Source organism: Pseudomonas sp. NFACC43, from assembly GCF_900119645.1.
Lineage (GTDB): Bacteria > Pseudomonadota > Gammaproteobacteria > Pseudomonadales > Pseudomonadaceae > Aquipseudomonas.
The window spans coordinates 310,932-331,100 of the sequence record NZ_FPKK01000007.1 but is presented as its reverse complement, the minus strand read 5'-3'; the positions used below and the strand labels follow the sequence as shown (position 1 = coordinate 331,100).

The window sequence follows — 20,169 nt, the reverse complement described above, 5'->3', positions numbered from 1 at the left end:
TTGACTAGCAGTCTGACTCCACAAGCACCCACACGAATTGCTTGATTCAGTTGTTAAAGAGCGGTGGGTTGAGCCTTTCGTCTCAACCGAGGCGCGCATTCTACAGCGCCCCGTACATCTGTCAAGTGGTTATTTTCAGAAGTTTTCAAAGTTTCCTTTGCAACTTCAACCACTTGCGCTTTCGATCTCTCGTCAGCGGGAGGCGAATTCTACAGCGTTAGCCGCTGCTGTCAACACCTCTTTTCCAGCGTCTTCGATCGTGAAGATCGAAGTGCCGACGGGACTTGACTGCAACCCCTGCCGCCCCCTTCCGGACTTCGATGATTTGAAGCCCTGCACACCCGAAAACTTCATAACTTATTGAATCCCAATAAGTTTTACGTTTCGACTGCGCCGGAAGTGGGGCGAATTATAGAGACTCAGAATCTGCCGTCAACCTTTAATTTGATTTATCTATCCGCTTGCGACGATTACTGCCTGAAAGCAGTTCTATATATGGACGGGGCAACAACAAGTGCGCAATATATTGCTCAATCCATTATTCCCACACTCTTAACTGGACGACGCGTTTCAATGACTCCCCCACATCGCCCTCTGGCAGCCACCTTATACCCCGTTGCACTCCTGTTGATCGCCATGGCGTCCATCCAGTCCGGCGCCTCCCTCGCCAAAAGCATGTTTCCGGTCATAGGCGCTCAAGGCACCACGACCCTGCGACTGATATTTGCCAGCCTCATCATGCTGTTGCTGCTGCGCCCCTGGCGCGCCAAGCTCACGGCCCAATCCCTACGTACCGTAGTCGTCTATGGGATGGCGCTGGGCGGGATGAATTTTCTCTTCTATATGTCGGTTCGCACGACACCGCTGGGCATCGCCGTGGCATTGGAGTTCACCGGCCCCCTGGCGGTGGCTATCTACACCTCGAGACGGGCAATCGACTTCCTCTGGATCGCTTTGGCAGTGGTTGGTCTGTGCCTGTTGATACCGACCGGAGCCACCAGTACGGGCATCGATCTGATAGGAGCAGGCTATGCCCTGGGAGCAGGTGTCTGCTGGGCGCTCTATATACTGTTCGGTCAAAAGGCCGGAGCAGACAATGGCGTCCAGACCGCCGCGTTGGGCGTGGTGATCGCCGCCTTGTTCGTCGCTCCCTTCGGTATCGTTCATGCGGGGGCCGCGCTGCTGACGCCAAGCCTGATACCCGTCGCCATCGGCGTCGCCATCTTGTCTACAGCCCTGCCTTACACCCTCGAAATGGTCGCCCTGACCCGCCTGCCCGCCCGCACTTTCGGCACCTTGATGAGTATCGAGCCCGCCGTCGCGGCCTTGTCGGGGTTCGTATTCCTCCAGGAGTACCTTTCTTTGCCTCAATGGGCCGCCATTGCGTGCATCATTCTCGCATCGGTGGGTGCAACCTTGACCATGAACAACCCTGTAAAGCCCGCCGTCGCGGCGGATTGAAGCGGGACTTCACGAAGCTCTGGCATTTGCCGCGCTTTTAGGCCATGTTTAGGCGTGTAACCCAATGTCAGTCATGGATTTTTCATACAGGACGTCACGAACGCTTCAAACGGAAGCGAACACAGCCGTACGTGGACATCAGATGCACGACGGCATAAGGACGGGAATGAAACGAATTTTGATATTCATCGCCGTGCTCGCAATTTCAGGTTGCGCGGCGACCACGAAAAGTGAAGTCAAGCGTGGCAAGAAAGGTTTGCATATCAACTGCTCCGGTCTGTCCTCGTCCTGGGATCAATGCCTAGCCAGCGCCGCCAACTCATGCGCCCCGAAGAATTACAAAATCATCGCCAAGTCGGGCGATGCGATCGAAGAACCAGGTGACTATCCTTTCGGCCTCAACCCAGCCGGCTATACCAGCCGCAGCATGATCGTCATCTGCAAATAAGCATCGGTCTTCAGTCAATCCGTTGCTCGGCCATTCGACGGCCGATCTCCTCCTGGCTGGCCTGAAGGACATTACGCTGGATCTGTGGCGCCACCAGCATGCGCGCAACGACCAGCGCTCCCACGCATTGCGACAGGATCGACCAGGCCAGGCTGTCGCTTCCCAGTATCTGCGCCCAACCCTCATGCAAACGGCAGATCCAAGTCTGAGCCGTCTCCCGCACCTGTAGATCCGAACGAGCGATTTCAGCGCCAAGCACTGGCAGTGCGCAACCCGCTTCAGGTTGTTCGACATGACTCATGCTCAGGTACTGCTTGAGACAACGCTCCAACCTGGCCGCGTCCAGAACATGATCACCACTCAAACGATCCAGGCTGTGGGTCAATTCCCGCTCTACGATGGCCTTGAAAAGCTCATCTTTGGAAGAAAAGTGGCTATAGAACGCTCCGCCGCTCAGCCCGATCGCCTTCATCAGCCCATCGACGCCCACCGTCGAAAAACCTGATTTCTTGGCGGATACGGCACTGCTGGCAAGCAGCTTTTCCCGGGTTTCCATTTTGTGATTGGCTGAATAACGCATGAATCCTGCCTCTGATCGTTCACCTTGACCTATACCCGACCTTAGCATAACGTCCGTTCAGCTAACGATCGTTTACCAATGAGGCTGATCATGGATAACAAGAAGGTCGTACTGGTTGTTGGCGCGGGAGATGCCACGGGTGGCGCAATTGCCAAACGTTTCGCGCAGGAAGGGTTCATCGCCTGCGTCACGCGCCGCAGCGCCGATAAACTCGCACCATTGATCGAGGCGATACACAGCCAGGGCGGCGAAGCCCACGGCTTTGCCTGTGACGCACGAAAGGAAGACGATGTGATCGCGCTTATCGAACAAATCGAAAGCCAGATCGGCCCCATCGACGCGTTCGTGTTCAACATCGGTGCCAACGTGCCCTGCAGCATTCTCGAAGAAACCGCCCGTAAATATTTCAAGATTTGGGAAATGGCCTGTTTCTCCGGTTTCCTGAACGCCCGGGAAGTGGCCAAACGCATGGTCAAGCGCCAGCGTGGAACCATTCTGTTTACCGGTGCCACAGCAGGCCTACGGGGCGCCTCGGGGTTCGCCGCGTTCGCGGGTGCCAAACACGGCATTCGAGCGCTGGCCCAGAGCATGGCCCGTGAGTTGGGCCCCCTGAATATCCATGTGGCCCATGTAGTGGTGGACGGCGCCATCGACACCGACTTCATTCGCGACAATTTCCCGGAAAAGTACGCGACCAAGGATGAGGACGGCATCCTCGATCCTGAACATATCGCCGAGAACTATTGGTACCTGCACACCCAACCTCGTGACGCCTGGACCTTCGAGCTGGACCTGCGCCCCTGGAGCGAACGCTGGTAAGTCCCTCCCCATAACAACAAGAGAGCTGTGACCATGAGCAAATCGGTAGAGTTTTTCTTCGATCTTGGCAGCCCCGCGACTTATCTGGCGTATACCCAACTCCCCTTGCTCTGCGCACATACCGGCAGTGAGCTGGTCTATCGCCCCATGCTGCTGGGCGGTGTCTTCAAGGCGACAGGCAATGCATCGCCCGTGACCGTTCCAGCCAAGGGCGCGCATATGGCCAAGGACCTGGAGCGCTTCGCCAAGCGTTATGGCGTGCCCTTCAAGCTCAATCCTTACTTCCCGATCAACACCCTGTCATTGATGCGCGCCGTGACTGGCATGCAAATGCGCCAGCCGGAACGTTTCATGGCATTCCTCGATTGTCTGTTCCAGGCCCTATGGGTCGATGCTCGAGATCTCAACCAACCGGAAACCGTGGCGACGGTGCTGGATGAAGGCGGCTTCGACCCTGGCCAGGTGCTGGCGCTGACAGCAGACGAACAAATCAAGCAAGCACTCAAGGCCACCACCGAAGAAGCCATTGCCAGGGGCGTATTCGGTGCCCCCAGCATGTTCGTTGGCGCAGAGTTGTTCTTTGGCCAGGATCGGCTGGACTTCGTCCGTGAAGCCCTCGGTTGATCTGTGGATCAGATTGCCATCGTTCGCGTGTTCAACCATTGCAGCGCGTCGCCCTCCAGCAACGGGCTCAGGCGCCGCTGCACCTCGGCGTGGTAGGCGTTGAACCAGGCCTTTTCATCCTGGGTCAGCAACGATGGCTCCAGGCAACGCGTGTCGATCGGGCACAAGGTCAGGGTTTCGAACTCGAGGAATTCGCCGAACTCGCTGCTGCCCGCCTCAAGGTTCATGGCCAGGTTCTCGATGCGTACGCCCCAGCGTCCCGGACGATACGTTCCCGGTTCGATGGATGTGATCATGCCTGGCTGCATGGCCGTCTGTGGTGTGGGAGCCGCCTGGTAGGCAATGACCTGCGGACCTTCGTGGACGTTGAGAAAATATCCGACGCCGTGACCGGTACCGTGCCCGTAGTCCACCTGCTCGGCCCAGATCGGCGCCCGCGCGATGGCGTCCAGCAGAGGCGACAGGATACCCTGCGGAAACCGAGCCCTGGACAAGGCAATGACGCCCTTGAGCACGCGCGTGCAGTCACGCTTCTGTTCAGCGCTGGGCGTCCCGACCGGCACCATGCGGGTGATATCGGTGGTGCCGCCAAGGTACTGGCCGCCTGAGTCGATCAACAGCAAGCCATTGCCTTCGATGACCGCGTGGGATTCTTCCGTGGCGCGGTAGTGAGGCATCGCACCGTTGGCGTTGAAGGCGGCAATGGTATTGAAGCTCAGGGAAACGAAATCCGGACGCCGCCTGCGGGCCGCCGTCAGGTGTTCGTCGATGGTCAGCTCGGTGATGCGTTCTCGGCCCCAGGCACCTTCCAGCCAGGCGAAGAACTCACAGAGCGCCGCGCCATCCTGCTCCATGGCCCGACGGATGTGCTCGGCATCGGCCAGGCTTTTGCGAGATTTGGCCAACGTGGTGGGGTTGAGCCCTTCCACCAGTTTCACGTCGCTGGGCAGATTGTCCAGCAAGCCGACCGTGACTCGGGCCGGATCGACCAGCAGGCTCGCACCGTCCGGCACTTCCCGGAGCGCGCTGGCCGCTTCGCTGTAATCGCGCAGGGATACGCCATCCTGCTCCAGAGTCGCGCGCAACGCACCGTCGATTTTGTCCAGGGCGACGAACAAGGTCGCCTGCTGTTGGCTGATCAAGGCAAACGAAACGAACACCGGATTGAACGACACATCCGCGCCACGCAGGTTGAACAGCCAGGCGATATCGTCCAGGGTGGCGATGAAATGCCAGTCGGCGCCACGCTCCTTGAGGGTTGCACGCAGCTTGGCGAGCTTCTCGACGCGACTGACGGTCGCGTGAGGGGGCAAATGCGGGTAGACCGGCTGGTTGGGCAGGTCCGGACGGTCGCTCCAGGCCTCGTCGAGCAGATCGATATCGGTGCGCAGCCGCGCGCCTCGCTCCTGAAGCTTACCGCTCAGGGTCCGCGCCGACGCCACGGCCATCACCGCCCCATCGACCGCGACCACCGCGCCTTCAGGGGTTTGTTCGGCAAGCCAGTCCAACGGACCGGGTTGGCCCGGAATGAGCTTGACCAGTTCGATCCCACTCCCCTCCAGCTCATGGGTAGCCTGCTCCCAATAACGACTGTCGGCCCAGACCCCGGCGAAATCCCCCGTCACGATCAAGGTACCGACCGAGCCATGGAACCCCGACAGCCATTGCCGACCTTGCCAGTAACCTGGCAGGTACTCCGAAAGATGCGGATCGGCCGACGGCACCAGCAGCGAATGGATGCCTTCACGGCTCATCAGCTCACGGATTCGGGCCAGGCGTTGGGGAACCAGTCCGTGGGTCAAAGGCTCGGTACTCATCGTTTCTCCTGTTCATCATTATTGTTCGCGCCGGACGTCCGGCTTATGAAGTGGTGGCCCAGAATGCTGGCGCAGCGGCGCAGGCCGCCTTGATCAACCGTACCGCCTCGTCGATATCCTGTTCACGGGTGAAGCGTCCCAGGCTCAAGCGGATGGTGCGCCCCGCCGCACGCGCATCGAGCCCCAAGGCCAGCAGCACGTGGGATGGCGTATTGTTCGCCGAATTGCAGGCAGACGTGGCGGAAAAAGCAAGCGAAACCCCCAATGCAGTCGGGTCGAATTCCCCGTCATTGAAAGTCAGGCTGAGCGTATGCGCAATTCGCTGGGTCGCACTGCCGTTGACTCGCACACCCGGCAAGGCCAGCAGCGGTCCGAGCAAACGATTGCGCAATCGAGCGATTTTGTCGAGTTCATCGTCGAACGCCTGATTCGCCAGTTCGAAGGCCGCGCCCATGGCTGCGATCTGATGGGTTGCGAGCGTGCCGGAACGGAAACCTCCCTCATGCCCGCCGCCATGGATCTGGGCTGACAGACGCGGCCGTGCGCGCTCACCGACATAAAGCGCGCCGATACCTTTGGGGCCATAGATCTTGTGGGCGGAAAACGACATCAGGTCCACCGGCCACCGGGCCAGGTCGATCCTGACCTTGCCGGCCCCCTGGGCGGCATCCACATGAAACAGTGCGCCATGGCCACGCACGATCTCGCCGATGGCCGCGACGTCGTTCAGGGTACCCAACTCATTGTTCACCAGCATCAGCGACACCAGGAAAGTGTCTTCGCGCAACGCCTCGCGCACCGCTTGCGGGTCGATCAGGCCATCGGCGTCCGGCGCCAGCCGGGTCACCGCAACGCCGCCCTCTTCCAGTTGCCGGACTGTGTCGAGAACCGCCTTGTGCTCGATCAAGCTAGTAATGACATGCCCCGTGGACGCCCCGCGCGCCTGGGTCACGCCCTTGAGGGCCAGATTGTTGGATTCGGTGGCGCCGGAAGTCCAGACGATCTGCTCCGACTGCGCTCCCACCAACTGCGCCACCTGCCGGCGCGCATGCTCCACCGAGCGGCGGGCCTGCTGGCCGAAAGCGTGGGAGCTGGAGGCCGGATTGCCGAAATTGCCGTCGAAGCCCAGGCATTCAACCATCACCTGGATGACCCGCTCATCCACCGGCGTGGTGGCGGCATAATCGAAATACAAAGGACGTTTATTCATGGAAAACTCGCAGAGCCTGTTCCGGGACCGGGCGCCCTCGTTGGGTTCGAGACTGGCGTTACCCGATCAAGACCTTAAAGAAGTGAGAGTTCGTTTAAAAGTGCGTAGGAACGCTCCTGAACAGCGAGCTTAGCAGGCATCCAGTCGAAGCTCAGCCCTCAACCGATGCTTTCGAGCAACAACGGGTACAGCGAGGCAACCAGCAACAGGGCCATGCCCCAGTTGAACAACCGCAACCAGCGGCGATCACGCAGCAGATTGCGCAAGAGACTGCCGCACACCACCCACAGGCTCACGCTGGGCAAGTTGATCAGAGCAAACACCGCGGCAATCACCACCACATTGAAGAAATAACCCTGAAGCGGCGTGTATGTACTGATAGCGCCGATAGCCATGATCCAGGCCTTGGGGTTGACCCATTGGAAGGCCGCCGCGCCCCAATAGCTGATAGGTGTCTGCTCCCCCGTCCGGCTGTCCGAGACCGGACCGGAGTGGGCGATTTTCCAGGCCAGGTACAGCAGGTAGGCTGCGCCGGCGTAGCGCAGCACGGTATAGAGCAACGGATAAGTCTGGAACACCGCCCCCAGGCCAAGGCCCACCGCCAGCACCAAGGAAAAGAACCCGCAGGTGATGCCCAGCATGTGAGGAATGGTGCGGTTGAATCCGAAATTGACACCCGAAGCCAGCAACATGGTGTTGTTGGGGCCAGGCGTGATCGAGGTCACGAGGGCAAACAGGGCAAAGCCCAGCAGCAGATCAAGCGAAAGGGTCATGGCAGGAATCCATCGGGTGGTCGGGTAATGACCCTACCCGACGTTTCGACCCAAACCCATGGACAGTTGAGTGAAACTTCAAGCAGTACAGTCGCTCAGCTTGGCCTACCTGGCAGCTTCTGTACGGTCTGCTCAGCGCTCATCTCGCCACGGTCATCGAAGCTCGAATTCTTCTGCGATGGACCGAGCAACTCGGCTTTTTTCGCATGATATTCATCGAACGACAGTCCCCGGCGATTCAAGGCTTCAAGCGCCAGTTCACGGGTTTCTTCGGCGGTGTAGGGACGCAATTCAGGCGAGGAACTGGCGCAACCGCTCAATACGGCGATGGCCGACAACAGCAAGACAGCAAGGATACGATTCATGGCGAGTGTCCAGTGTTCCGAGGTGATGGAACAAAGGCTACCCGCCAGCCTCGCGGGGCAGAAATCAACCCTCTCGATAGTGGGTATCGCCGCTTCGGATCCCGTCGCTGCGCTCAGACGACCAATTGGCAATGCAGCGCATTGTCCGGGCTGCGCTCGATGCTGCGCACCACCTGGAACGAGCCGAACGTCACCGCCCTGACCCGGTGCGCCGGAATCAATTGCCAGAAATCCTCGTCACCGCTTTCAAAGCATCGAAACGCGTCTTGGCCCGCCTCGCGGGTTCGCCACTGCAAGTAGCCGAGTACACGCCTGCCATCCTCGCTGGCCTGGATACTGGCGCTTAGAAACCCCTGCTGATCCCGAGCCAGGCGTTCGATCCGTTCCGACAGCGCCAGGATCAATGTCGGCTGCCATTGCGGTTCGATGTCGAATTCGATCAGTTGAGTAAAGCTGCGATTGTTCCCAGGCACGTGCATGACGGTTCCTCGATACAGGTGGGGCGAATCTTGCGATCCGAAGGCGTGCAGGGTAAAACCTCCAGTTAACTCAAGGTCAAGCGGTGAATGATCATGACGCAGATCGATGTCCACAAAGCGCTCACCGTAGGCCAGGTGGCCGCCCGCAGCGGCGTCGCGGTCACTGCCTTGCATTTCTATGAAGCAAAGGGGCTGATCAGGAGTACCCGCAACCAGGGCAACCAACGACGCTATCCCAGGGGCGTGTTACGGCGCGTGGCGCTGATCAAGGCGGCCCAGGGCCTGGGTATCCCCCTGGCGGAAATCGGCCGGGCCCTGGAAACCCTGCCCGCCGACCAAGCCCCGACGGCTGCCGACTGGAAGCGCCTGTCGCAACAATGGAGTCGCGACCTGGACGAACGCATCAATCAATTGGTGGCACTGCGTGACCGGCTCGAAGGTTGTATCGGCTGCGGGTGCCTGTCGATGCAAGCGTGTCCGCTGCGCAACCAGGGGGACGTATTGGGCAAGCGTGGACCGGGCCCTCATCTGCTGGATCAGACCTGAAACGTTCGTCGGCGCAAAAGTCGGCTCCAGGTCGCTGCCCTATAGTGGTGAAGCGCAAATCGACGAAGGTCTCTTCGTCGTATGGGAACAAGGAGAAATGTCATGGGCGTCAAAGCCATTCCAGAAGGCTTCCACAGCGTCACGCCTTACCTGGGCATCAAAGAAGCTGCGCAAGCCATCGATTTCTATAAAAAAGCCTTCAATGCCACCGAAGTCATGCGCCTGGCCATGCCCGACGGGAGCATCGGTCATGCCGAACTGCGGATCGGCGGCAGCCCTATCATGCTCGGCACGCCATGCGATCAGGGCCCGCTGAGCAATCCCGATCAATCGCCATCGGTGGGCCTGCATCTATACGTCGAGGACGTCGACAGCCTGTTTGCCCAGGCGATCGCCGCCGGTGGAACCGTGATTTGCGAAGTCAGGGATCAGTTCTATGGCGACCGCAGCGGTTCCCTGAAGGATCCCTATGGGCACGTGTGGTTCCTGGCAACCCATAAAGAGGATTTGACCCAGGAGCAGATCGAACAGCGGGCCAGGGAGATGTTCCAGCAAAACTGATTTCCCTGCTCATCCCTGCAATCACCCAGGCCTGTTCGCGAGCACTGCGGTCCGACGGCACAGAGACTGCCAACCGACACGTCACTCTCGCGCACAGGCTCATCTGCAAAGGCCGGGCGCGTTCGGTAAACGCGAAACATTTTCTTTCATCTTTATCTTCGGGATTTCCTCTGCTCGTTCGTCTTAATTAGATGCAACAGGCCGCGTCGGCAAAAGCCACGGCCTGTTTTTCATGGTTCACGCTGTTGCGAAGCCCGCGATACGGAACCTTTCATCGGATCAAGACGTTCAGCCATGTCAAAGAAGTCCCGCTCCAAACTCTGGTTCCTGGTGCATAGCTGGTTGGCGCTGCCCATCTGGTTTTTTGTACTCATCGTCTGCGTCACCGGCACACTGGCGGTGGTCAGCCAGGAGATCGTCTGGCTGGTCAACCCGGACATGCGCGCCAGCAAACCCTCGGACGATGCCCAACGGCTCAGCTACGACCAGGTCGTCGCCGCCATCAAGCGCGCCCAGCCGCAGACCCAGGTGCTAAGCATCGCCCGTCCGGACGAGTCGCATTTCGCCCTGGAGGCCAAGGTAACCTACCCCGACGGCCGTCCCGACACCGTCTACGTCAACCCGTACACCGGGATCGTCCAGGGCTCGGCGCCGGTGTTCAACTTCAGGGCCTTCACCCGCGCCCTGCATGGATGGTGGTTGGTGCCGTTCACCAACGGTTACAGCTGGGGCTGGTATCTGGTCTCGTTCCTGGGGCTGCCGCTGCTGGCCTCCCTGGTGACCGGGCTGGTGGTCTACAAGCGGTTCTGGAAAGGATTCTTCCATCCGACTCTGCGCCTGCGCCACGGTGCACGGATTTTCTGGGGAGATTTCCACCGCCTCAGCGGCATCTGGTCGATCTGGTTCATCGCAGTCATCTCCATTACCGGCACCTGGTTCCTGATCCAGGCCGTGCTGGGCGATAACCACATTTCCATTTCCAGCGCCCCGGTAATACCGGCCGTCTCCCGTGAAAGCGTGCCCTTGTCGACCGACGGCCTGCCACCGCCGCAACTGAGCCTGGACCGGGCCGTCGAGATCGCCCGGCAACAGATTCCTGGCCTGGAAGCGAGCTTCATCAGCATGCCCGGCAATGCCTACAGCCACCTGGAGATCGGTGGGCGCGGCTGGTACCCGCTGATGTTCCAGACCGCCACGATCCATCCCTATACAGGCGAGGTGGCGGCCTCGCGGTTGCTGTCGGATCGCACGGCGCTGGAGTTCGTCACCGAGTCGATGCGCCCGTTGCACACCGGGGACTTCGGCGGGCTCTGGATCAAACTCATCTGGTTTTTCTTCGGCCTGATCCTGAGCATGATGGTCCTCAGCGGACTGCTGATCTGGACCAAACGCACCGCCCTGGCCACCGCCAATGCCTTCAAGCGCAGTCATAAAGCCCCGCGCGCGCCTCAGGCCGTCCGCCCGCTGCAACCGTCCATCAATCGTGAATCACCGGAGGGCAACCTGTGAGCCAGACCACCGTGGCACCACCCTCTCCCTCTCGCCTGGCCCTGTTCTGGCAGAAATGGCGCTTCCATCTCAACGTGCTGTTGCTGCTGATTCCCCTGGGCTTCATGCCCAAGTACTTTTCCGAAGCGGCCCTGTTCCGGGGCGATTCCGGCCTCGGCGAACGGGAGGTCGGCGAAATCCAGGTCGGTCCCTGGAGCGTGCGACTGGCCGAATTTCGCGATGAAGCCCCGCGTGCCGACGGCCCGGCCGGGCACATGAAGCAATTCAACGCCGCGCTTTGCCAAAGCTGCATCAGCCAGGTCAAGGCCACCTACCTGCGCATCGGCAAGCCTCGCAGCCTGCGAGCCGCCGGAGTGATTTTCTTCGGTTCGCCCTATCGCATGGGCGCCTGGTTGCCGGTGCCGAAGAAGACCCAGCCCGACGCCGAACTGTGGCTCACCCTCGAAGGCTGGGACGGCTCGATGCACCAGGCCTCCATTCCCCTGAGCCAGGCTTCTCCGGCCACCATTGCCTGGCTGAAGACCCACGGAACCCAACCATGACCCACAACACCTCTCTGCGCAGCCTGGCGCTGCTCCTGTGCGTCGGTTTCAGCGCCGGCGTCCAGGCCCACAACCCCATGTGCGAATGCAAGGCCATCGATGCCGAGCAGATCCAGTGCACCGGCGGCTTTTCCGACGGCAGTGGCGCTCCCGGCGTGACGCTGGACGTGATCGGCTACGACGAAACCATCCTGGTGCCGGGCAAGCTCGGCGCCGATTCGAAACTGACCTTCAAGAAACCGGACACCGAATTCTACGTACTCTTCGACGCAGGCCCTGGCCACGTGGTGGAAATCGACCAAGCCGACATCGAGGCCCCATGAGCAACGCCACCACTCAGGTCATCCGCCCCGCAGGCGCGGGCCATGAAACACTCTACGTATTGCTGCTGTGCCTGTTCATCGTCCTTGTGGCCGGTTCGGTCGTGGCCTTGCATGGAGAAACCCAGGATGTCAGCCACCTCGCCGCTCACCAGATCGACGCCCGCCGCGATCTCAGCGCCGCCGAACAAGGCATCTATGCCGACCTGCGGGTGACCCTGGATGAGATCCGCCTGTTGCGCGAGGAGCAACAGGCGCTGCCCAGTCCGCAGGTCCTGGCCGATGAAGGCTTTGCCCCTTTCGCCAAGGACGCGAGTTCCGTCAGCCGGGGCGGCCACGCTTGGCAACGGTTGGAGGACCACGCCTACTTCGGTGCAAGTGCCAATGCCTCCATTGCCGGTTCGTTTCTGATGCGCATCAGCGAAACGTCCGACGCAGCCCCTGATATCTGGCTCAACCGGGGCACCCCGCTCGCGCCCCCCGGCGCGCTGGACGACAGCACCCTGTCCGCCGCGGGCTGGCAACAGATCGTCGCGCAGTTCGATGCCGGCGTAACGCGCCAGCACCGGCACTGACCCCACGTCTCACTGCAGAGAAGACCGCTCGCCCATGTCTATTGCATCTCAACGCCAGCCCTTGCTACGCCTGCTGCTGATCGGCCTGCTGGCCTGCCTGTTCACCGCCCCGGCCAACGCCGAAACCGCCAAGCGCCTGCGCATCGGCATTACCCTGCACCCTTACTACAGTTACGTCGCCAACATCGTCGGCGACAAGGCTGAAGTAGTGCCGCTGATCCCCGCCGGTTTCAATCCCCATGCCTATGAACCACGCGCCGAGGACATCAAGCGCATCAGCGGTCTGGATGTGGTCGTGCTCAATGGCGTCGGCCATGACGATTTCGCCGACCGGATGATCGCCGCCAGCGAAACCCCGGACGTGAAAGTGATCGAGGCCAACGAGAACGTTCCCCTGCTGGCCGCCACCGGTACAGCCGCCCGGGGAGCCGGCAAGGTGGTGAACCCGCACACCTTCCTGTCCATCAGTGCCTCCATTGCCCAGGTCAACAACATTGCCCGGGAACTGGGCAAGCTCGACCCGGACAACGCCCAGGCCTACACCCAGAACGCCCGTGCCTATGGCAAGCGCCTGCGGCAGATGCGCGCCGCCGCCCTGGCGAAGCTGACCCAGGCACCCAACGCCGAACTGCGGGTCGCCACGGTACATGCCGCCTACGACTATCTGCTGCGTGAATTCGGCCTGGAAGTGACCGCCGTGGTGGAGCCGGCACATGGCATCGAACCGAGCCCCAGCCAGTTGAAGAAAACCATCGATCAACTCCGGGAGCTGGACGTGAAGGTGATCTTCTCGGAGATGGATTTCCCGTCCACCTATGTCGACACCATCCAGCGTGAATCCGGAGTGAAGCTGTATCCGCTTTCGCACATTTCCTACGGTGAATACAGCGCCGAGAAATATGAAAAGGAGATGGCCGGCAACCTCGACACCGTGGTCCGGGCAATCCAGGAGTCCGGCGCATGACCGTCCAGGAAACCCTCACCCTGCAACGCGTCGGACCCCTGGTCGAATTCGCCGACGTCAGCCTGAACCTGGGCCGCACGCTCATTCTCGACGGCGTGGCTTTCCAGGTGCAGGCCGGCAGCGTCCACGCCCTGGTCGGCCCCAACGGCGGCGGCAAGAGCTCATTGATCAAGACCCTGCTCGGGCAGATGCCCCACCAGGGACAGCTGAGCCTGCAATGGCCAGGCGAACCCGGCGTCATCGGCTATGTGCCCCAGGCGCTGGAATTCGATCGTGGCCTGCCCATGACCGTGGATGACTTCATGGCGGCGATGTGTCAGCGCAAGCCCGCCTTTCTCGGCTTGAGCAAGCATTACACCGACGCCATCGGCCAGGCTCTGGAGCGGGTCGGCATGCAAGACAAACGCAAGCGCCGCATGGGCGCGCTGTCCGGCGGCGAGCGCCAGCGGGTGTTGCTGGCCCAAGGGTTGATTCCCTCGCCGCAACTGCTGGTACTGGACGAGCCGATGTCGGCCCTGGACGAGGCTGGCATCCAGGTTTTCGAGCGGTTGCTGCAGGACTGGCGCCTGGCGGGTGTCACCGTGCTGTGGATCGAACATGACCTGGAAGCCGTCGGGCGCCTGGCCGACCGTGTCACCGGATTGAATCGCCGGGTACTGTTCGACGGCCCGCCGCGCCAGGCCTTGACGCCGGAACGGTTGCTATCACTGTTTTCCACGCATCCGCGCCCCCCTCATCCACACAGCAACGGGAGTGCTGCCTGATGAGTTATGAAGCCTTTCGTCTGACGGTGCAGGCCTGGGCCTCGTCCGGTTACCTGCCCGAGGCGCTGGCCTACGGTTTCGTGGTCAATGCGTTGTTGGCCGGGCTGTTGATCGGCCCGGTACTGGGCGGCCTCGGCACGCTGGTGGTGGTCAAGCGTTTCGCGTTCTTCTCCGAGGCCGTGGGCCATGCCGCACTGACCGGCGTGGCAATCGGCATTCTGCTGGGCGAACCCTATACCGGCCCCTACGGCAGTCTGTTCGGCTACTGCCTGCTGTTCGGCATCCTTCTCAATTACCTGCGCAACCGCACCGGCCTGGCCCCCGACACGCTGATCGGCGTCTTCCTGTCGGTTTCCCTGGCCCTGGGCGCCAGCCTGCTGTTGATCCTGGCCGGCAAGATCAACGTGCATATCCTGGAGAACGTGCTGTTCGGTTCGGTGCTGACGGTCAACGGCAATGACCTGCTGGTGCTGGCGGTGGTCGGCTCGCTGGTGATGGCGCTGGCCTTGCCGCTGTACAACCGCATCATGCTCGCCAGCTTCAACCCGCAGTTGGCGGCGGTGCGCGGTGTGGCGGTCAAGACCCTGGATTACCTGTTCGTGGTCCTGGTGACCTTGATCACCGTAGCGGCAGTGAAAGTCATCGGGGCCATTCTGGTGGGCGCGTTGCTGGTGATTCCCGCCGCGGCGGCACGCTTGCTCAGCCAATCGTTGAAAGGCTTCTTCTGGTGTTCGGTACTGATCGCGACCCTCAGTACCTTGTGCGGGATTCTTGCGCCAATTGTCTTCGACCTGCCGATCCCATCCGGTGCCGCGATCATCCTGGTGGCCGGCATCGCCTTCGCCCTGAGCGCCATCGCCCGTGGCGTCGTCCCCAGCCTCAAAGGGAATCTTGGATAAATGGTTTTTTCATTGCGACAACTGACCCTGGCCTTCGCGTTGTGCGGCGTGGCCGCCACCTCGTCATTCGCCAGCGAAAAGGTTCGTCTGCTGGCATCTCTGCCAGTTACCTATGGATTGAGCGAGGCCTTGCTCAAGGGCACCGATGTCAGCCTGGAGCGAGCCGCCCCCGCCAACCTGCCCGGCACCCGCCAGAGTGCCTACTTCAGCGGCCGGGGCGCAGCGGCGCTGAGCAAGCTGGCCAGTGACGCCGACGCGGTGATCGGCCTGCGCTCGCTATGGCCGGACGATCCGCTGTATCCCATGGCCCGACGCAGCAATATCCGCGTCGTCGAAATCGACGCCGCGCGCCCGGTGGATGGCGCCCTGCCCGGTATCGCCGTGCAACCGGGAATGGCCGACGGCCTGGCGAGCCAGCCGTGGATGGCCAGTCATAACCTGGGCCGCATGGCCGATGTGATCGCCGCCGATCTGGTGCGACTGGCCCCGACGGCCAAACCGAGGATCGATACCAACCTGGCGGCCCTCAAGCAGCGTCTGCTCAAGCTCAGCGCCGACAGCGAAAAACAGCTCGCCAATGCCGACAACCTGAGCGTGGTCAGCCTGAGCGAGCATTTCGGCTACCTGATCAGCGGGCTCAACCTGGACGCCATCAGCACCGATACCCGGCCCGATGCCGAATGGACCGCCGAAACCCTCAAGCAATTGAGTGCGACGTTGAAGGACAACGACGTGGCGCTGGTGCTCCATCATCGCCAGCCTTCGGATGCGCTGAAGGCAGCCATTGCCGAGGGCGGCAGCCGATTGCTGGTGCTCAGCACCGATGCCGCCGATCCGGTAGCGGAGCTGGAGAGTAATGTGGGGCTGGTCGTCGCCGCGCTGACGGAAGGCTGACGGCCATCCCTTGTGGGAGCGAGCTTGCTCGCGAAGAGGCCGGCACATTCAAGATTGGTGTCGGCTGATACAGCGCTATCGCGAGCAAGCTCGCTCCCACAGCTTTTTCGACTCAGTTCAGAACATCCCCCGGCACCCGCACGAACCCTTCCATCAACACCCGCGCGCTGCGGCTCATGATGGCTTTTTTTACGGTCCATTCGCCGTTCACCAAGCTGGCCTCGGCGCCAACGCGCAAAGTGCCGGAGGGATGGCCGAAGCGCACGGCGTTGCGTTCGATGCCCCCGGCAGCCAGGTTCACCAGGGTGCCGGAAATAGCCGCCGCAGTGCCGATGGCCACGGCGGCAGTGCCCATCATGGCGTGATGCAACTTGCCCATGGACAACGCCCGCACCAGCAAGTCGATATCCCCTGCCGCCACGGCTTTTCCGCTGGAGGACAGGTAATCCGCTGGCGGCGCGACAAACGCTACTTTCGGCGTGTGCTGACGCTGGGCGGCTTCGTCCAGGTGCTTGATCAGGCCCATGCGCAAGGCACCGTGGGCACGAATGGTTTCGAACATGGCCAGGGCCTTGGGATCGCCATTGATGGCGCCTTGCAGTTCGGTACCGGTGTAACCGACGTCTCGGGCGTTGATGAAGATCGTCGGGATGCCGGCGTTGATCAGAGTTGCCTTGAGCGTACCGACACCAGGCACTTGCAGGTCGTCCACCAGGTTGCCGGTGGGAAACATCGATCCTCCTCCCCCCTCTTCCTCGGCCGCCGGCTCCATGAATTCCAATTGCACCTCGGCTGCCGGAAAGGTCACGCCGTCGAGTTCGAAATCGCCGGTTTCCTGCACCGCGCCATCGGTGATCGGCACATGGGCAATGATGGTCTTGCCGATATTGGCCTGCCAGATCCGCACCACCGCCACGCCGTTCTCCGGCAGGCGAGCGGCATCCACCAGGCCGCTGCCGATGGCGAATGACCCCACCGCCGCCGACAGGTTGCCGCAGTTGCCGCTCCAGTCCACGAACGGCTTGTCGATGGACACCTGGCCGAACAGGTAATCGACGTCATGGTCGGCCCGGGTGCTCTTGGACAGGATCACGGTCTTGCTGGTGCTGGACGTCGCACCGCCCATGCCATCGATCTGCTTTTCGTACGGATCGGGACTGCCGATCACCCGCAGCAGCAAGGCGTCCCGGGCGGCACCCGGGACACGGGCGGCTTCGGGCAGGTCCTGCAGGCTGAAGAACACGCCTTTGCTGGTGCCGCCACGCATATAGGTAGCGGGAATTCTGATTTGGGGGGCGTGAGCCATGATGCGCCTACTCCTGAATGTTGAAGCCCGCGGGCAAGGGGTCTCGAATCCCACACCCGCGCAGCAGACTCAAACGGCAACCGCCGACTCGAGGAAGTCCTGGGCGAAACGCTGCAGCACGCCACCGGCTTCGTAGATCGACACCTCTTCGGCGGTATCGAGGCGGCAGGTCACCGGCACTTCGAGGCGCTCACCGTTCTTGCGGGTGATCACCAGGGTCAAGGTCGCCCGAGGTGTGCGCTCGCCGATCACGTCATAGATTTCACTGCCATCGATGCCCAGGGTCTTGCGGTTGGTGCCCGGCTTGAACTCCAGCGGCAATACGCCCATGCCCACCAGGTTGGTGCGGTGAATGCGCTCGAACCCTTCGGCGACGATCGCTTCGACACCGGCCAGGCGCACCCCCTTGGCCGCCCAGTCCCGGGACGAACCCTGGCCGTAGTCGGCACCGGCGATGATGATCAACGGCTGCTTGCGTCCCATGTAGGTCTCGATGGCTTCCCACATGCGCATGACCTTGCCTTCCGGCTCCACCCGGGCCAGGGAGCCCTGCTTGACCTTGCCATTTTCCTGGACCATTTCGTTGAACAGTTTCGGGTTGGCGAAGGTGGCGCGTTGCGCGGTCAGGTGGTCGCCCCTGTGGGTTGCGTAGGAGTTGAAGTCCTCTTCGGGCAGGCCCATCTTGGCCAGGTATTCCCCGGCCGCACTGTCCGCCATGATGGCGTTGGACGGCGACAGGTGATCGGTGGTGATGTTGTCCGGCAGCACCGCCAACGGGCGCATGCCCTTGAGCGGCCGCGCACCGGCCAGTGCCCCTTCCCAGTAGGGCGGACGGCGGATGTAGGTGCTTTGTGGACGCCAGTCGTACAGTGGCGTCACTTTCGGCCCGGTGTCTTCCTGGATGGCAAACATCGGGATGTACACCTGGCGGAACTGCTCCGGTTTCACCGAGGCCTTGACCACGGCATCGACTTCCTCGTCGCTCGGCCAGATGTCCTTGAGACGGATTTCCCGACCGTCCACCACACCCAGCACATCCTTCTCGATGTCGAAGCGGATGGTCCCGGCGATGGCGTAGGCCACCACCAGCGGCGGCGAGGCGAGAAAAGCCTGCTTGGCATACGGATGGATTCGCCCATCGAAGTTGCGGTTACCCGACAGGACTGCGGTGGCATACAGGTCGCGGTCGATGATTTCCTGCTGGATCGCCGGATCCAGCGCTCCGGACATACCGTTGCAGGTGGTGCAGGCGAACGCCACCACGCCAAAGCCCAGCTTTTCGAGTTCAGGGGTGAGGCCGGCTTCGTCCAGGTACAGCGCCACGGTCTTCGAGCCGGGCGCCAGGGACGACTTGACCCATGGCTTGCGGGTCAGGCCCAGGCGATTGGCATTGCGCGCCAGCAGACCGGCTGCGATGACGTTGCGTGGGTTGCTGGTATTGGTGCAACTGGTGATGGCGGCGATGATCACAGCACCGTCGGGCATCTGCCCCGGCACTTCGGTCCATTGCCCGGCGATGCCTTTGGCGGCCAGGTCCGACACCGCGACGCGGGCGTGCGGATTGCTCGGACCGGCCATGTTGCGCACCACCGAGGACAGGTCGAAAGTCAGGCCACGCTCGTATTGCGCGCCCTTGAGGCTATCGGCCCATAACCCCACGTGCCTGGCATAGGTTTCCACCAGCTGCACCTGCGTGTCTTCGCGTCCGGTGAGCTTCAGGTAATCGATGGTCTGCTGGTCGATATAGAACATGGCCGCCGTGGCGCCATATTCCGGCGCCATGTTGGAAATGGTCGCACGGTCGCCCAGGGTCAAGGCGCTGGCGCCTTCACCGAAAAACTCCAGCCAGGCACCAACGACTTTCTGCTTGCGCAGGAATTCGGTCAGCGCCAGCACCATGTCGGTGGCGGTGATGCCCGGTTGCAGCTTGCCGGTCAGCTCGACGCCGACGATTTCCGGCAGGCGCATCCACGAGGCGCGACCGAGCATGACGCTTTCGGCTTCCAGCCCACCGACTCCGATGGCGATCACGCCCAGCGCATCGACATGGGGAGTGTGGCTGTCGGTGCCCACGCAGGTATCGGGGAACGCGACGCCGTCACGCTGCTGGATCACCGGAGACATTTTCTCCAGGTTGATCTGGTGCATGATCCCGTTGCCGGGCGGAATCACATCGACGTTCTTGAAGGCCTTCTTGGTCCAGTTGATAAAGTGGAAACGGTCTTCGTTGCGCCGGTCTTCGATGGCGCGGTTCTTGGCGAATGCCTGGGGATCGGCACCGCCGCTTTCCACCGCCAGGGAGTGGTCGACGATCAGTTGGGTCGGCACCACCGGGTTGACCTGCGCCGGATCGCCGCCTTGCTGGGCGATGGCGTCGCGCAGGCCGGCCAGGTCCACCAGGGCCGTCTGGCCAAGGATGTCATGGCATACCACCCGGGCCGGAAACCACGGGAAGTCCAGGTCGCGCTTGCGCTCGATCAATTGCAGCAGCGATTCACGCAGCGTGGCCGGCTCGCAGCGACGCACCAGGTTTTCCGCCAGCACGCGGGCGGTGTACGGCAGCCCATCGTAGGCGCCAGGGCAGATGGCATCCACCGCGGCGCGAACGTCGAAATAATCCAGGGCGGTGCCGGGCAGCGGTTTACGAAATTCTGTGTTCATCGTCAGGACTCGGTCACGGTGGTTTCAGAAGGGGTTGGCGAAGGATTTGAAG

Annotated in this window: 22 protein-coding genes; 14 read left to right on the top strand and 8 right to left on the bottom strand. The window is 61.6% G+C overall.

The genetic code is table 11. The features are described 5' to 3' along the window. Window positions 1–573: 573 nt before the first annotated feature. Together rhtA and BT179_RS15150 are read left to right on the top strand one after the other, a co-directional pair. Window positions 574–1,461: a threonine/homoserine exporter RhtA gene (gene rhtA, locus BT179_RS15155; protein WP_072393095.1), complete on the top strand. Its 888-nt coding sequence runs from the start codon at window positions 574–576 to the stop codon at window positions 1,459–1,461. 166 nt (window positions 1,462–1,627) lie between these two features. Further along, window positions 1,628–1,909, top strand: coding sequence for a hypothetical protein (locus BT179_RS15150; RefSeq protein ID WP_072431853.1), 282 nt, complete (start codon window positions 1,628–1,630; stop codon window positions 1,907–1,909). Between the two features lie 10 nt (window positions 1,910–1,919). Here the strand turns inward: BT179_RS15150 and BT179_RS15145 are convergent, their stop codons facing one another. Then, window positions 1,920–2,489, bottom strand: a complete 570-nt coding sequence (locus BT179_RS15145) for a TetR/AcrR family transcriptional regulator (protein ID WP_072431852.1) — start codon at window positions 2,487–2,489, stop codon at window positions 1,920–1,922. A gap of 90 nt (window positions 2,490–2,579) precedes the next feature. Here BT179_RS15145 and BT179_RS15140 point away from each other — a divergent pair, with 90 nt between their 5' ends. Together BT179_RS15140 and BT179_RS15135 are read left to right on the top strand one after the other, a co-directional pair. Beyond that, window positions 2,580–3,308 carry an SDR family oxidoreductase gene (locus BT179_RS15140; protein ID WP_072431851.1) on the top strand — a complete coding sequence of 243 codons (729 nt, stop codon included), beginning with the start codon at window positions 2,580–2,582 and terminating at the stop codon, window positions 3,306–3,308. A 33-nt stretch (window positions 3,309–3,341) separates the two neighbouring features. Next, a complete protein-coding gene (locus BT179_RS15135) occupies window positions 3,342–3,932 on the top strand; it encodes a 2-hydroxychromene-2-carboxylate isomerase (RefSeq protein WP_072431850.1) in 591 nt (196 codons plus the stop codon). Window positions 3,933–3,940: 8 nt separating this feature from the next. Here BT179_RS15135 and BT179_RS15130 read toward each other — a convergent pair whose 3' ends face one another. From BT179_RS15130 to BT179_RS15110, 5 genes are all read right to left on the bottom strand, one after another. Next, window positions 3,941–5,749, bottom strand: coding sequence for an aminopeptidase P family protein (locus tag BT179_RS15130; RefSeq protein ID WP_072431849.1), 1,809 nt, complete (start codon window positions 5,747–5,749; stop codon window positions 3,941–3,943). A gap of 43 nt (window positions 5,750–5,792) precedes the next feature. Next, complete coding sequence (locus tag BT179_RS15125; protein ID WP_072431848.1) at window positions 5,793–6,959, bottom strand: aminotransferase class V-fold PLP-dependent enzyme; 1,167 nt, start codon at window positions 6,957–6,959, stop codon at window positions 5,793–5,795. Between the two features lie 158 nt (window positions 6,960–7,117). Beyond that, complete coding sequence (locus tag BT179_RS15120; protein WP_072393113.1) at window positions 7,118–7,732, bottom strand: LysE family translocator; 615 nt, start codon at window positions 7,730–7,732, stop codon at window positions 7,118–7,120. A gap of 95 nt (window positions 7,733–7,827) precedes the next feature. Then, the gene (locus BT179_RS15115) at window positions 7,828–8,097 is read right to left on the bottom strand and encodes a hypothetical protein (RefSeq protein ID WP_072393115.1); all 270 of its coding nucleotides are present in this window, start codon (window positions 8,095–8,097) and stop codon (window positions 7,828–7,830) included. A 113-nt stretch (window positions 8,098–8,210) separates the two neighbouring features. Then, on the bottom strand, window positions 8,211–8,576 hold the full coding sequence (locus BT179_RS15110; RefSeq protein WP_072393118.1) for an antibiotic biosynthesis monooxygenase: 366 nt from the start codon (window positions 8,574–8,576) through the stop codon (window positions 8,211–8,213). Between the two features lie 93 nt (window positions 8,577–8,669). On the opposite strand from BT179_RS15110, the gene soxR reads away from it, so the two are divergent. The 10 genes from soxR (at window position 8,670) to BT179_RS15060 (ending at window position 16,150) form a co-directional block, all read left to right on the top strand. Further along, entirely contained in the window at window positions 8,670–9,122 is a 453-nt protein-coding gene (soxR, locus tag BT179_RS15105) for a redox-sensitive transcriptional activator SoxR (protein ID WP_072394099.1), read from the top strand. 102 nt (window positions 9,123–9,224) lie between these two features. Then, entirely contained in the window at window positions 9,225–9,683 is a 459-nt protein-coding gene (locus BT179_RS15100; RefSeq protein WP_072393122.1) for a VOC family protein, read from the top strand. Window positions 9,684–9,977: 294 nt separating this feature from the next. Beyond that, window positions 9,978–11,192, top strand: a complete 1,215-nt coding sequence (locus tag BT179_RS15095; protein ID WP_072393125.1) for a PepSY-associated TM helix domain-containing protein — start codon at window positions 9,978–9,980, stop codon at window positions 11,190–11,192. Beyond that, entirely contained in the window at window positions 11,189–11,734 is a 546-nt protein-coding gene (locus BT179_RS15090; RefSeq protein ID WP_072431847.1) for a thiamine pyrophosphate-binding protein, read from the top strand. The genes BT179_RS15095 and BT179_RS15090 overlap by 4 nt, the downstream gene beginning before the upstream one ends. Beyond that, entirely contained in the window at window positions 11,731–12,057 is a 327-nt protein-coding gene (locus BT179_RS15085; RefSeq protein WP_072431846.1) for a hypothetical protein, read from the top strand. Before BT179_RS15090 ends, BT179_RS15085 begins: the two co-directional genes overlap by 4 nt. Continuing rightward, window positions 12,054–12,629, top strand: a complete 576-nt coding sequence (locus BT179_RS15080; RefSeq protein WP_072393134.1) for a DUF6162 family protein — start codon at window positions 12,054–12,056, stop codon at window positions 12,627–12,629. The genes BT179_RS15085 and BT179_RS15080 overlap by 4 nt, the downstream gene beginning before the upstream one ends. 34 nt (window positions 12,630–12,663) lie before the next feature. Continuing rightward, window positions 12,664–13,593, top strand: a complete 930-nt coding sequence (locus BT179_RS15075) for a metal ABC transporter solute-binding protein, Zn/Mn family (protein ID WP_072393137.1) — start codon at window positions 12,664–12,666, stop codon at window positions 13,591–13,593. Then, window positions 13,590–14,357, top strand: coding sequence for a metal ABC transporter ATP-binding protein (locus BT179_RS15070; RefSeq protein ID WP_072431845.1), 768 nt, complete (start codon window positions 13,590–13,592; stop codon window positions 14,355–14,357). Before BT179_RS15075 ends, BT179_RS15070 begins: the two co-directional genes overlap by 4 nt. Then, window positions 14,357–15,256, top strand: a complete 900-nt coding sequence (locus BT179_RS15065) for a metal ABC transporter permease (RefSeq protein WP_072393143.1) — start codon at window positions 14,357–14,359, stop codon at window positions 15,254–15,256. The genes BT179_RS15070 and BT179_RS15065 overlap by 1 nt, the downstream gene beginning before the upstream one ends. Then, a complete protein-coding gene (locus tag BT179_RS15060) occupies window positions 15,257–16,150 on the top strand; it encodes a metal ABC transporter solute-binding protein, Zn/Mn family (RefSeq protein ID WP_072431844.1) in 894 nt (297 codons plus the stop codon). A gap of 112 nt (window positions 16,151–16,262) precedes the next feature. Here BT179_RS15060 and prpF read toward each other — a convergent pair whose 3' ends face one another. Continuing rightward, entirely contained in the window at window positions 16,263–17,456 is a 1,194-nt protein-coding gene (prpF, locus tag BT179_RS15055) for a 2-methylaconitate cis-trans isomerase PrpF (RefSeq protein ID WP_072431843.1), read from the bottom strand. A 69-nt stretch (window positions 17,457–17,525) separates the two neighbouring features. After that, complete coding sequence (acnD, locus tag BT179_RS15050) at window positions 17,526–20,117, bottom strand: Fe/S-dependent 2-methylisocitrate dehydratase AcnD (protein WP_072431842.1); 2,592 nt, start codon at window positions 20,115–20,117, stop codon at window positions 17,526–17,528. Window positions 20,118–20,169: the final 52 nt, after the last annotated feature.